This is a genomic window from Bifidobacterium mongoliense DSM 21395, assembly GCF_000741285.1.
In the GTDB taxonomy this organism is placed as follows: Bacteria; Actinomycetota; Actinomycetes; order Actinomycetales; family Bifidobacteriaceae; genus Bifidobacterium; species Bifidobacterium mongoliense.
Genome location: NZ_JGZE01000004.1, coordinates 125,221 through 138,643, shown reverse-complemented (window position 1 = coordinate 138,643; position 13,423 = coordinate 125,221). Strand labels below are relative to the sequence as shown.

Below are 13,423 nucleotides of genomic sequence, written 5' to 3'. Positions count from 1 at the left end.
GCCGCCTAGACTCCAACTATGCATCAGATGATATCGACCGCCGTGTCGCCGCAGGCCACGCCGCTCTCCGAGACGCCTCCGGCAGCATTGCCCCGATGCTCGTGGGGTGAGACCGACGACCCACTCATGCGCGCATACCACGACGACGAATGGGGCACCGCCTGCCATGACGACCGCGCCCTCTTCGAACTGCTGTCGCTCGAAATCATGCAGGCCGGACTCAGTTGGCGCACGGTGCTGCACAAACGTGCGGCCTTCCGCGCCGCGTTTCATGATTTCGACTACCACCGGGTCGCGGCCATGGCCGACGACATGGACGGCGTCATGGACGGGTTGCTGGCGAATGCGGCGATCATCCGCAACCGTCGCAAGCTCGAAGCGGTCATGGCCAATGCCGGGGCCGCCGTGGCCCTCGAGAAGGACGGCCGCACCCTGTCCGCATATCTGTGGTCCTTCGTGGACGGCACGCCCATCGAGCATGACATCGTTCGCCACGAGGGCGTCCCCTGCTCCACGGAGCTCTCGCGCACGATGGCCACGACGATGCGCCGCGACGGGTTCCGATTCACCGGACCGGTCGTGGTGTATTCGCTGCTTCAGGCGAGCGGTATGGTCAATGACCACGAACGCGGGTGCTTCCTCGCCCCCGAAGGGGCCGAGCGCACAGAACCGATACAGTGACGCGACCATCCGGGCGATGCCGGCTGATGTCTGCCATGAGGCACGTATCTCACGGCCGGCTCATGCCCCGGATCAGCTGATGTCGGCGCCGAGCGCCTCGAGCTTGCCCCGGAAGTCGGCGTAACCGCGGTCGATGAGGCTGATGCCGTGCACATCGGAGGGACCGTTGGCGGTCAGCGCGGCGATGAGATGGCTGAAACCGCCACGCAGATCGGGCACATCGATATCGCGGCCTTCCAGCGGCGTGGGACCGAAGATCACGGCGGAATGCTTGTAGTTGCGCTGCTGGAAGCGGCAAGGCAGCGACCCGAGGCATTCGCGGTACAGCTGGATGGTGGCGCCCATCTGGACCAACGGCTTGGTGAAGCCGAACCGGTTCTCGTACACGGTCTCGTGCACGATCGACAGGCCGTTCGCCTGGGTCAGGGCGACCACGAGCGGCTGCTGCCAGTCGGTCATGAACCCGGGGTGGACGTCGGTCTCGATGGCCACCGGCTTGAGATTGCCGCCCGGATGCCAGAACCTGATGCCCTGATCGGTGATGTCGAAGGCCCCGCCGATCTTGCGGAACACATTGAGGAAGGTCATCATCTCCGGCTGCGTGGCGCCCTTGACGAAGATGTCGCCGTGCGTGGCGAGCGCCGCCGACGCCCAGGAGGCGGACTCGATGCGGTCGGTGAGCGACGTGTGGGTGTAGCCCTTAAGCTCCTTGACGCCCTCGACGCGAAAAGTCCTATCGACGTCGACCGAGATGAGCGCGCCCATCTTCTGCAGCACGGCGACCAGGTCCATGATTTCCGGTTCGGTCGCGGCTCCCGACAGCTCGGTGCGCCCCTCGGCCTGGACGGCCGCGAGCAACGTCTGTTCGGTGGCGCCCACCGAGGGGTACGGCAGGTGGATCTTGGCACCATGCAGCCCATCGGGCGCGGTGATGTGGATGCCGTCCTGGTGCTCCTTGTCGACGTGGGCGCCCAGTTTGCGCAGGGTCTCCAAGTGGAAATCGATCGGCCGGCCGCCGATGTTGCAACCGCCGAGCTGGGGGATGAACGCCTCACCCAACCGGTGCAGCAGCGGGCCGGAGAACAGGATCGGGATGCGCGAGGATCCCGACAGCGTATCGACGTCCGCCACGTCGGCGAGCTGGACATGGGTCGCATCGATGGTCACGACGCCGTTATGGCCGTCCACGTCGACCTCGACGCCGTGCAGCCTGAGCAGATCGGACACCACATGCACATCCCTGATCTCGGGGACGTTCCTGAGCACGGACACACCCGGGGCGAGCAGGGCCGCGACCATGGCCTTGCTCACGAAGTTCTTCGCGCCACGCACTTTGATCGTGCCCTCGAGCGGCTTGCCGCCGACGACATGCAGCACATCTTCCGTATCCTCAGTCACCCGGACCTCTTTCATCGTTCTCATCCGTTCCAGGGCATCATCACGATGGTGCCACCATTGTTTCAGTCTGCCACAAGACCGGCACACGCACCGGGGGAATGTGCCCGAAGCCTAAACCCGCTCACGGTTCCTTCACGCATCGCACGCGCAGCACGTGCGCACCGCCGCACATCTTGGCATCTCAGCGCACGGATCGCACCTCGCGAATCTCCCGGGCCAGATTCGGATTCCACATGGCTCCCGTGGCGCTCATCACCACATCGGCACCGGCCTCGCGATACTCCTGATAGTCGGATGGGGAATCCACGCCGCCCACGCCGACGATGACGAACCGCAGGCCGCGACGGGCGCGGATGGCGGACAGGCGGCGGACCATGTCCAGACCGGCCTCGCGGATGGCGGCGCCGCAGATACCGCTGTGCTCACGTCCCTCGCCGGGCAGCGCCTGGCGGCCGTCACGATCGACCAGACGGCCCGAGATCGTGTTGATGGCGGCGAACCCCTGCACCCGTCCATGCGCGGCGGTCTCGTCGACCATCCGCTCCAGCTCCGCGTCGGTGGCCATGGCCGCGAGCTTGACGATGAGCGGCATGTCGCCGATCTCGCTCTTCACCGCTTCGGCGATCGTGCCGACCAACGTCGGATCGTTGCACAGCAGGCGGTTGCGGCCCTCGTTGGGGCAACTCGTGTTCATCTCCATCAGCCGCGCCCCGGTCTCGGCGACGAGTCTGGCGGTGGTCACATGGTCGGCGATGTAGGCCTCGGTATCCATGCCGGCGACCCTCGACCCCTGGAAGCTGGGAACCAGCAGTTGCCCCTGACCGGCGGCCACGATGGCGTCGCGCATATCGGGCTGCCACTGGTCGGGGTCACGTGAGGGCACACCGAAGGAGTTCGAGATCGACAGCGGCTGCTCGTAGCGGTCATCGGCGAGCACCCCCTCGTCGAGTTGCGGATCACCGGGGTGCAGGGCACCGTCCGGCGCATCAGGATGCACGGCCAACACATTGGGGAATGGGTTGCAGTCCCAGGCACGCGAACGCACGGTTTTGTACACGGCCACATCAAAGCCCATGCGGAAGGCGGCCGTGGTGAATCGCGAGTTGAGCAGCGGGCCCGCAGGGATGCCGAACGGCAAATCTATCGGGTTGCCGAAGAGTTCGTAATCGGGTGCGGCATCCGGGGCATCACCCGCATCCGAGGCCGTATGCCGAGGGACATCCGCGGTATCCGCGGCCAATGCCTCGGCGAATGCGCCGAACGGCCCCTCGCGGTAATTCTGTTCGTAGGTGCGTCGTACGTCATAGAATAATGCGGAATCCCGGACCATCTTGCTCCCTCAGGTTTTTCCCCAGTATAGGGACGATGATGCCCAAGACCCGCGAATCGGCGCCACCCGGCCCTGCTTCACACCGCCGGGCCAACCCACCGCACCACGCTGACATGCCGACGGACGGCGCGGCGGGCAGTAGAGCAGACGTCTGAGCTAACAGCGCGGCGGACAACCCGATAAGCGCTCGGCTGCGGACTCGGCGATCGGTGGAACGACCGGCGCGGCGCTCAGTCCATGCCGAGGTTGAAGGCGGCCGCCTGATCCTTGGAGGAGTATTGGCGGAAGGCCATGAGCGTCTGCGTGCTCACGACGCCGTCGACGCGCGCGATGCCCGAGGGGATGACCTCCGTGAGGTCGTCGAAGTCCGGCACGGACACCACCGCGACCAGATCGACCTCGCCTGCCACGGAGTAGACGTCACGCACCCCGTGGATCTCAACGATGGCCTGCGCCACCCGAGCCACCTTGTTCGCCTCGGTGTTGATCAGCACGATCGCATCGGCCATCGTCGCTCCTTACGTCCACGCACTCGTCTCGTACGTCGGTTCACCCGCGGGCCCGAACCCATGCGCTATCCGCGCACCGCCGTCTCGCCGCGGCCATCGTCTCCAGCATATCCGGAATTCGCATCGGCGCCGTGCATCCGATTCACCAGACGAACCAACAATGGCACCAACAGCGACACCGGCAAGGATGCCCAACAAGAAAACCATCAACCAACCGGCCGACGAATCGTCAGCCGAATCCAATCAGGCCTTCATGCCGAGCGGTCCGGCCCACGCGCTGTCGTCACGCTCACGTGCCGAGGCGATGGGCTGCTCGGGCATATGCCGTGCGGGCAGCGTGCGCGGCTTGAACGGGAAGCGCTTGGCACGCATCTGCTCATAGCGGGCGATGTCATCCTCTTGCTGAAGCGTCAGGTCGATGTCGTCGAAGCCGTTCATGAGCCGCCACCGCGTGTAGTCGTCCACGTCGAAGGGCAGGACCACGTCGGCGCAGGTCACGGTGCGCTCGCCCAGGTCGACCGTCATGGCCGTGCCGGGATGCTCCTCGAGCAGCTTCCAGAGCAGCTCGACGCTCTCCTGGGGCATGACGGCGGCCAACACACCGTTCTTAGCGGTATTGCCGTAGAAGATGTCGGCGAACCTGGGGGCGATCACTACACGGAAACCATAGTCGTGCAGCGCCCACACCGCGTGTTCTCGCGACGAGCCAATGCCGAAGTTCGGGCCGGCCACCAGCACCCTGCCGCCGGCATACCGCTGCTGGTTGAGCACGAATTCAGGGTTGCGGCGCCACGCGTAGAAGAGGGCGTCCTCGAACCCGGTCTTCGTCACGCGCTTGAGGAAGACGGCGGGGATGATCTGGTCGGTGTCGACGTTCGAACGACGAAGCGGCACGCCCACCCCGGTGACGACGGTGAACTTCTCCATAATGGTTTCCTTTCCCGCTGACGGGGCGGTTCGTATGCTGTCATCCTCGCATCCGCGGGTCTCGACCACAAGGGTTCGCGGCGGATTGCGATCCGGATTGTCGGTCAGTTCACAGATCGTTCAGACTGGATATCGTGCCGCGGATCGCCGTGGCGGCCGCCACGATCGGCGAGGACAGGTGGGTGCGCGACCCACGGCCTTGGCGACCTTCGAAATTGCGGTTGGACGTGGAGATGGACCGTTCGCCGGGCACCATGGAATCGGTGTTCATTCCCAGGCACATCGAGCAGCCGGCGTTGCGCCACTCCGCTCCGAAGTCCGTGAAGATCTCGTCGAGGCCTTCGCGCTCGGCCTGCAGCCGCACCCTGGAGGAGGCCGGCACGACGAGAACGCGGTGGATCGACTTGGCCTTGTGATGGCCCTTCATGATCTGGGCGGCCGTGCGCAGATCCTCGATGCGGCCGTTGGTGCACGACCCGATGAACACCGTGTCGACGGCGATGTCCTTGATCGGCATGCCCGGCTTGAGACCCATATAGCGGATGGCGCAGGAGGCCGCCTCACGCTCGGCCTCATCGGCGATCGCCTCCGGCACCGGCACATTGGCGGTGATCGGCAGACCCTGGCCGGGGTTGGTGCCCCAGGTCACGATCGGCGCAAGCGTGCTGGCATCGAGGTTGACAACAGTGTCGAAGACCGCGTCGTCGTCGGTGCGCAACGACTTCCAGTATGCCAAGGCCTGGTCCCACATCGCACCGGTCGGCGCGTGGGGGCGTCCCTGCAGATAGGCGTAGGTCGTCTCGTCCGGCGCGATCATGCCGGCGCGGGCCCCGCCCTCGATCGACATGTTGCAGATGGTCATGCGCGCGTCCATCGACAGGTCGCGAATCGCCTGTCCGCGGTATTCGATGACGTGGCCCTGGCCGCCTCCGGTGCCGATCTTGGCAATGATGTCCAGCACGATGTCCTTGGCGGTCACACCACGCGGCAGCGTGCCGTCGACGTTCACCGCCATGGTCTTGAACGGCTTCAGCGACAGGGTCTGCGTCGCCATGACGTGTTCGACCTCGGAGGTGCCGATGCCGAAGGCGAGCGCGCCGAAGGCTCCGTGTGTCGACGTGTGCGAATCGCCGCACACGATCGTCATGCCCGGTTGCGTGAGCCCGAGAATCGGGGCGAAGGCGTGGACGATGCCCTGATCGGCGTCGCCCAGCGGATGCAGCCGGATGCCGAACTCCTTGCAGTTGCGTTCCAGCGTGGTCAACTGCAGGGCCGATGTGGCGTCCGGATTCGGACGGTCGATGTTCACCGTCGGCGTGTTGTGATCCTCGGTGGCGATCAGCTGATCGATGTGGCGCGGCTTACGCCCGGCCAGCCGCAGACCCTCGAAGGCCTGCGGACTGGTGACCTCGTGCATGAGCATGAGGTCGATGTACAGCAGGTCCGGTGCGCCATCGTGCCCTTGACGCACCAAATGATCGGCCCAGACCTTCTCCGCCAACGTGGTTCCCATACCGTCTCCTCCAACCCATGCGAATCCGCGACGTGGACGGCCGGCATGACCCACGCCATGCGCCCCAAACCGTGCCCGTTTCATCGCGAATGCGTCATTGTCCCTCGAGTATGGGCGTCGGTGCTGGGTATGGACTTTTGCATTTCGAAATATGAGATGGCATAATCCGTATATGGCATCACCTTCAAGGCCGGCCCGCGCCATCACCGAGTCCGACGACCAATCCACGGCCGCCGGCACCTCTGCAACTCCTTCACGTCCCGATACCGAGATTCATTCCGGCGTCGGCGTACTGGATAAAACCATCAAGATTCTGGACGCCCTGCAGTCGGGGCCGTCGACACTGGGGCAACTGGTCGCCGCCACCGGCCTGGCCAGACCCACGGCCCATCGGCTGGCGACCGCCTTGGAACGCCATCGTTTCGTGCTGCGCGACCAGCACGGCCGCTTCGTGATCGGCTCGCGGTTCGCCGAACTTGCGGCCGCCGCGGGCGAGGACCGCTTGCTCACCGCGGCCGGGCCGATCCTGCAGACCCTGCTGGACCGCACGGGCGAATCCGCGCAGATCTACCGCCGTCAGGGCGACCAACGGGTGTGCATCGCCTCGGTCGAACGCACCAGCGGTCTGCGCGACTCCATACCCGTAGGCGCCATACTCTCCATGGAGGCGGGTTCGGCCGCACAGATCCTGCTCGCCTGGGAGGATTCGGAACGGATGCATATGGGTCTGCGACACGCCCGGTTCACCGCCACCCGACTCGCCGAAGTGCACAAACGCGGATGGGCCGAATCAGCCAACGAACGCGAGGACGGGGTCTGCTCGATCTCGGCGCCGATCAGGAACGCCTCCCAGCAGGTGATCGCCGCCATCTCGATCTCGGGACCCACCGGCCGCATGGGCTCGACGCCCGGGCGCCGCTACGCCCCCCTGGTCATGAGCGCCGGACGCTATCTCAGCGAAGCCCTCATCCGCGCCAGCACCAGCGCCTGACGGCGCCGACCTGTGCGGGCCACCCGCTAGCGGCGACGTCGGATATGTCGGTCGCCGCCCAAACGCTGCAGCATCCGACGTATCAGGCCGGGCCGATCCAACAGATCGATCGTCTCACCCGGTGAGGGCGCGGTGCTGTTGAGCGCATAGGTGTAGGCCTTGTGCGATCCCGGCTTGCCGCATAACGCGCCGAACTCCAACAGTTGGGTGCGCGGATCGTGCGGGTGGCGGGTGTCGAATTCGATCAGCCGCACCGCCCGCTGCGCCGGGGCCGGGCCATACGACCCGAAACCGCAGGTGGGTGTCGCCGCGAGCGCCACGCCATCGACCTTGCCCACGAAACGGTTGCGGTGATCGTGACCCGCCGCCAACGCGAAATAGCGGGCCGCGTGCAGTACGTCGAACTCCCCGCTGTCCTGATCGGGGCAGCTCACCCCCTCGCCCAGGTAGCTGCCGGGCAGCGTCGTGGTCTCGTCGATCACGAAATGCCTGCCCGAGAACGCCCGGTATCCTTCGACCGCATGCGCGGTGGTCGCGGAGACCTCCTTGAGCAACCGGTAGTACTGGGGCACTGGGATGTGCTGGAAGGCCATGCACCGGGCTCCGAGCATCTTCGGGGCGTCGGCGAGGAACGCGAGCGCACGCGGGGAGGGGGCGCCGTACCCGCCCAGCAGGTCGTAATCGCCCGAATCGACCATGACCAGCCCCAGAACGGTGTGCGTGCGGTCCACGTCGCACACCGGCAGCGCGAACGTGCCGGGTTCACACGGCAGGATCCGCTCGTCGGGCAATCCGGATACGGGGCTGGTGCGGGGCCGGCCGTACCCCGTCGCCGTCGACTCGGGGTTGAGGCATCCGGGGAATTCCCGATAGATCGCATCGAGCTCGGCGTTGTCGAGACCGCATTGGAAATCATGGTTGCCGTAGGTCACGGCCCAGGGAATGCCACGGTCGATCATGGGTTTGAGGAACTGCTCGATCCCTTGACGCACCAGGTCATGGGTGTGGCGCAGACTCGCGGCGTAACGCTCCTCCTGCCGTCGGCTCATGCGGTTCCATCCACCGTTCCAACGACGTTTGCGGAAGGTCGGCGCGTAGGCCTCGTCGTACCCGGCGATCTGATTGCCGGAGAGCACCACGACGTCGGGGCGCGCGGCGTCCAAGGCGGCGGCGATCAGCCGAACGGTGTCCGAGGCGACTTTGGGGCCATCCTGGATATCGGCCAGCTGCAGGACACGGAATTTACCGGAGTTGTGGAACTGCAGCCGCCCCAGCCGGGCCGAAATCGACACCGGCGGCGCATCGGGTGCGTCGGCGTCCAACGGGTGACCATGCGGATGATCCGGCGACGATGCCGGAGGCATATGCGAGGTTGAAGACATGACCACCACTGTAGTGCAGTTCGCCTGCGGCGTCACGGCCCCGCACCGGTGGGCCCCCGTGGCCTACAATGCGGGGTGTGATGAGGACCAGACACCGCCCGACGTTCCAGGGTTTCGTCGTCGCCACCGCGTTGACGGCGAGCGCTTTGGCGCTCTCGCCCATCGTGGACGCCACGGGGGTGCCGCTGAGCGCCGTATTGGGCGGCGCCATCGGCCTGTTCCTGCAGGCCTTCCCGTTTCTGTTGATCGGCGTGCTCCTGTCCTCCGCCATCGAGACCTTCCTGACCCAGGAATTCATCGAACGTCATTTCCCCAGGCACGCATGGGCCGGCATGGCCGTGGGCGTGATCGCGGGGTTCTGCATGCCGGTGTGCGACTGCGCCACCGTGCCCGTCTTCGCCCGGATGCTGCACAAACGCATCCCCCTGCCGAGCGCCGTCGTGTTCCTGTGCGCCGCGCCGATCATCAACCCCGTGGTGATCTGGTCGACCTGGTTCGCCTTCCCCGACAAGCCCTATGTGACCGCATTGCGCGTGGGTCTGGGCATCGTCGTGTCGCTGGCGGTGGGTGCCACCTTCCTCGTGACGCCGGCATCACGCGGCATCGCTTCGACCTCGGTGCTGCGCGCGGACGCCTTCGGCCCGACGCATGATTCGGCCCACGGCATGGCCCACGATTCGTTCCAAAGCTCGTCCGCATCCTGCACCGTGCCCGACCCGGCCGTCTCGATCCGTCGCTCGCCGCGCACGCTGACCGCGTCGTATCTGCGCCATGCGCACGGCGACCTCATGCACATCATGCCGTATATGCTCACCGGCATCCTGCTCGCCTCGTCCATCAGGGTGCTGTCCGGGTCGCGGCCCCCCGCGTGGCTCGGCGGCCACGGCCAGCTCCTGTCCATCGCCATCATGATGCTGTTGGCGTTCATCAGCTCCCTGTGCTCGAGCTCCGACGCGGTGATCGCCCGCGGCCTCGTCTCGCTGTTCCCCACCGCGGGACTGCTCGGATTCTTGGTCTTCGGCCCCATCATGGACGTCAAGAACGTCCTCATGCTCTCCGCATCGTTCAATCGTCGTTTCGTGGTGCGTCTGGGCGTGACCGTGACGATAGTCTGCTTCGCCGCAGTCGCGCTCGTCGCGCCGGTGCTCGAAAGGCTGGGACTATGAGCGCCACCACACTGCGATCGGCGTCGATGCCGCCCATGAACGCCCCGAATCGCACGGGCGCGGCCGACCGCATCCAGGGCGCGAGCCTCATGCTTCTTGCCGCCGCCATCACGATGCTCATCTGGTCGGGGCGCTACCTGTCCTATGTGACGCCGCGCAGCATCCCGTATCTGGTGGTGGCCGTGGCGGCGCTCGCCGTCTTCGCGGTGGCCGCCTGGTGCGGCGTCTTCCACTGCACCATGGCCACGCTGTACCGCACCCTGCTGGTGGTGATCGCCCCCATGCTGCTTATGGTGCTGCCCTTGGACGCCGGCAGCGGCACCATGGGAGGCACGAACCGCGCCATCGCGATCAGCACCACGGCGACCTCGGAACCCGCGGGATTGAACCGCGCGGCGAAGACGATCACCATAGCCGACGACGACTTCGGGGCCTGGTTCGACCGCATCGACCACGATCCCGGGCGGTATGCGGGCTACACCGTGATCGTGACCGGGTTCGTCTCCATCGATTCCTCCATGGCACCGCACCAGTTCGGCGCGGACCGCATGCTCATGACCTGCTGCGTGCTCGACATGACGGGATTCGGCTTCGCCGTGCAGACCAACGAGGCCGCACTGCCCCGCGAGAACTCCTGGGTGACGGTCCGCGGCACAGTCGCACGCGGCCGCATCGGCACGGCAGACCACGGCTACGACGGCATCGTGCTCACGGCGACATCGATCACGCCAAGCGACACCGCGCCATCCGGATACTTCTACCGCAGCTGACCGCTGGTCTGTCCCTCGACGCGGACCGAATCCGAACGGCCTTCAGACAGCCTGAGCAGGCCCGAAGCCCGCTCCGAGGCCGAGGTCTCCTGAGCGGCGGCGTCCTTCGATGTCGTGGCACCCGATGCGGTCGCACCCGATGCGGTCTCGCCAGTCTGCTGCTTCGCCGTCGTCTCGTACTTCGACTGCTTGGTCGACGCAGTCGTCGAACTCGGCACGGTCATGAAGTCGGAGTTCTGCAGATAATGAGATCCTGCCGTGATGTCGTACTGGATGAGCTGGTAGTCATGCAGCAGCTGCTTCGTGGTGGCGTCGAAATCACGTTCGGCCATCGGATTGCCATTGCCGTCGAGATAGATGGTCTGACCGGCGGGGATCCGCACCCACCCCTGGATCTGGTTGACCACGGGCGGCTCCATGGCGGCGATCTTGCTGTGCATCTTCGTGAGGAACGCGATGTACGGCGAGACCTTGGCGTTCATGTGATCGGCCATCTGGGCCATGAAGAAGTTGGGTGAGGTGTAGGCGCTGTCCGCGATTTTGGTGCCCCGCGTGGACGAGGCGGCGTTCGACCAGATGAAGTAGTCGGTTTCGTGCAGGGCGATCGAGTTCGCCTTGTTCGCCCCGGCCGTGGTGTAGACACCGGGCAAGTGGTCGCCGTAGAAGACCACGGTGATCGGCTTCTTCTGGGCGTCGAGCTCGTCGAGGAACTGCTTGGTCGCGGCATCCGTATGGTTCATGCCCTTGGCGTAGGTCTCGATGGACATCGCCTCGTTGCTGCCCAGCGCCTTGGCACCAGGAGTCGCCGTCGCGGTGAACTGGTTGTCGTTGTACCAGTTGTTGAACGGCATATGGTTCTGCATCGTCACGAGCTGCACGAACTGGTGGGCCGAATTGCCCTCGATCTTCTCGATGGTGCTGTCGTACGCTGACTGGTCGCTGATGTAGGGACTGTTGTCGATCCGATGCTGATGTGCGATGAACTCGGGGCCGCTACGCGTCCAGAAATGCGAGAACCCGAACTTCTTGTAGTTCGACGAGCGCGAATACATCGAGGCCTCGTACGGGTGCAACGCGATCTGGTTCTTGCTCTCGCCCCACGCCTGGTTGATGGTCGGCGTCCAGGCGAGCCCGGGGACCAACTGCTGGTACGGGCTGGTGAGCGAGGCGTCGAAGTTGGCCATGCTCAGGCCGGTGAGGGCCTGGAACTCGAGGTTCGCGGTGCCTCCGCCGTATCCGGAGGACAGCATGAGGCCGCTGGTCGTGGAGTCCTTGATGGCGCGAATCTGCGGCATCGGATCCTCGTTGATGCTCAGGCCGGGCACGCGGGTGGGGTCGGAGAAGGATTCGGAGAGGATGTACACGACGCTGTTGTCGCTCATGTACTGGTTCCGGGAGGCGTTGATGGTCTTCGCCTCGTTGTCGTAGCGGGCCACGACGTCGCGCATCGTCGCCTCGCTGTAGTCCGAGGGCATATCCATGATCTTGGGGTTGAGCTGTCGGGCGAAGGAGATCAGGGCGCCGTTGCGTTGGGCGTCGTAGACCGAATCCCACATGGAGGGGATGTCGCCCATCCACTGCGCGAAGGTGTTGCCCCAGGCCCCCACGGTGCCGACGGACTGGACGAACATGCCGAGGAACAGTGCCGGGACGAGGATGCCCACGAGGCGGCCCGATGCCCCCCACGCCCGGTTGGCGCCGGTGAGGATGCGGCCGCGACGCAGATCCATGCGATGCAGCAGCACGCACAGTGCCGCGACGACCACGATGATCGCCACGACGACGAGTATGGTGCGCTGGGCGCCGGCGGGAAGGAACGAGGCGATGGCGCCCGCATCACCGCCGCCCAGGAAGTTGAAGTCGGAAGGCAGCAACGTCTCGTATCGCGACAGCACCTTGAGATGGCCGATGACGGAGACGGTGAGGCACAGGGCCACGAACACCGGGGTGGCGACCCAGAACCGGTTGAACAGGAAGATCAGCGTCAAATACAGGGCGCCGAGCACGAGCAGGTTGAGGAGAAAGACGTACCGGTGGTCCTGCCGCAGGGTCTCGATCAACGACCACAGGCCCACCAAGGGCGTGGGGAGTTCCGTCTCGGAACTGGAGACCGTGACGCCCCACTGCAGGATGCCGACCCCGGCGATATCCACCAGCAGGAAGAGCACGGCGTACGCCCAGGAGGAGAATCGGGCGGCGACACCGCGGGACCGGGCGGAGTCCCCGTCGGCGTCGGCGTGCCCGGCGTGCCCGTCATCGGCGGCGATACCCTCGGATGCGCTATCCACAGCAGCAGTCGACGCGTCAGCGTCGGCGTCCTGGGTGGCGGCCTCGTCCCCGTCGTCCCGACGGCTTATGCCAGCAGCTGAATCGCGATCCTCACCCTCGTGCATGGCGACCGTCACATCGCCATCGGTCCGGGATTCGTTGCGTGCATCGTCCGAGCGATCCGGATCCTGTGGATCCGACTGCCGAGGCGCGGACTCCCGTTGTACCGGTTCGACCTCGTCACGATGGTCCTGCATTGTATCATCAGCCTTCCGAGGGGATTCTCCACGATTGAGCATATTGCGCAATTCTGCCAACCATTCCCGACATCACGGACGCCGCCATCCGGGGAATCGGGCGTATGCGCGGCATGCGAAAAGCGGCCGTACGGCATAACCGCACGACCGCTTCATAGCCACATTTCAGGTCGAAAGGATTAACGCGCTACCGACCATCTTCGATTGATATCACATTCGACCATCACTTAC

The 13,423-nt window shown here is 65.5% G+C and carries 10 protein-coding genes and 1 pseudogene; 4 read left to right on the top strand and 7 right to left on the bottom strand.

Annotated elements, in window-relative coordinates; genetic code table 11:
• Positions 1–18: 18 nt before the first annotated feature.
• Positions 19–681, top strand: a complete 663-nt coding sequence (locus BMON_RS03060) for a DNA-3-methyladenine glycosylase I (RefSeq protein WP_237745304.1) — start codon at positions 19–21, stop codon at positions 679–681.
• A gap of 72 nt (positions 682–753) precedes the next feature.
• Here BMON_RS03060 and murA read toward each other — a convergent pair whose 3' ends face one another.
• The 5 genes from murA to leuC form a co-directional block, all read right to left on the bottom strand.
• Positions 754–2,079: a UDP-N-acetylglucosamine 1-carboxyvinyltransferase gene (gene murA, locus BMON_RS03055; RefSeq protein WP_033512656.1), complete on the bottom strand. Its 1,326-nt coding sequence runs from the start codon at positions 2,077–2,079 to the stop codon at positions 754–756.
• A gap of 181 nt (positions 2,080–2,260) precedes the next feature.
• Positions 2,261–3,409 carry a tRNA-dihydrouridine synthase gene (locus BMON_RS03050; RefSeq protein ID WP_033512545.1) on the bottom strand — a complete coding sequence of 383 codons (1,149 nt, stop codon included), beginning with the start codon at positions 3,407–3,409 and terminating at the stop codon, positions 2,261–2,263.
• 230 nt (positions 3,410–3,639) lie between these two features.
• On the bottom strand, positions 3,640–3,918 hold the full coding sequence (locus BMON_RS03045) for an Lrp/AsnC family transcriptional regulator (protein ID WP_033512543.1): 279 nt from the start codon (positions 3,916–3,918) through the stop codon (positions 3,640–3,642).
• A gap of 243 nt (positions 3,919–4,161) precedes the next feature.
• Positions 4,162–4,845, bottom strand: coding sequence for a 3-isopropylmalate dehydratase small subunit (gene leuD / locus BMON_RS03040; protein ID WP_033512541.1), 684 nt, complete (start codon positions 4,843–4,845; stop codon positions 4,162–4,164).
• 109 nt (positions 4,846–4,954) lie between these two features.
• Positions 4,955–6,358 carry a 3-isopropylmalate dehydratase large subunit gene (leuC, locus tag BMON_RS03035; protein WP_033512539.1) on the bottom strand — a complete coding sequence of 468 codons (1,404 nt, stop codon included), beginning with the start codon at positions 6,356–6,358 and terminating at the stop codon, positions 4,955–4,957.
• Between the two features lie 262 nt (positions 6,359–6,620).
• Here leuC and BMON_RS03030 point away from each other — a divergent pair.
• Positions 6,621–7,349, top strand: a pseudogene (locus tag BMON_RS03030) (IclR family transcriptional regulator); the annotation flags it as partial.
• Between the two features lie 26 nt (positions 7,350–7,375).
• Here the strand turns inward: BMON_RS03030 and BMON_RS03025 are convergent.
• A complete protein-coding gene (locus tag BMON_RS03025) occupies positions 7,376–8,731 on the bottom strand; it encodes a metallophosphoesterase family protein (RefSeq protein WP_081882820.1) in 1,356 nt (451 codons plus the stop codon).
• Between the two features lie 80 nt (positions 8,732–8,811).
• Between BMON_RS03025 and BMON_RS03020 the strand changes: the two genes are divergently transcribed.
• Complete coding sequence (locus BMON_RS03020; protein ID WP_161786321.1) at positions 8,812–9,897, top strand: permease; 1,086 nt, start codon at positions 8,812–8,814, stop codon at positions 9,895–9,897.
• Entirely contained in the window at positions 9,894–10,667 is a 774-nt protein-coding gene (locus tag BMON_RS03015) for a TIGR03943 family putative permease subunit (RefSeq protein ID WP_051917819.1), read from the top strand. Before BMON_RS03020 ends, BMON_RS03015 begins: the two co-directional genes overlap by 4 nt.
• Here the strand turns inward: BMON_RS03015 and BMON_RS03010 are convergent.
• Positions 10,655–13,192 (bottom strand): LTA synthase family protein, encoded by a 2,538-nt coding sequence (locus tag BMON_RS03010; protein ID WP_237745303.1) that lies wholly within the window; start codon positions 13,190–13,192, stop codon positions 10,655–10,657. The two genes, BMON_RS03015 and BMON_RS03010, sit on opposite strands and share 13 nt — an antisense overlap.
• Between the last annotated feature and the right edge of the window lie 231 nt (positions 13,193–13,423).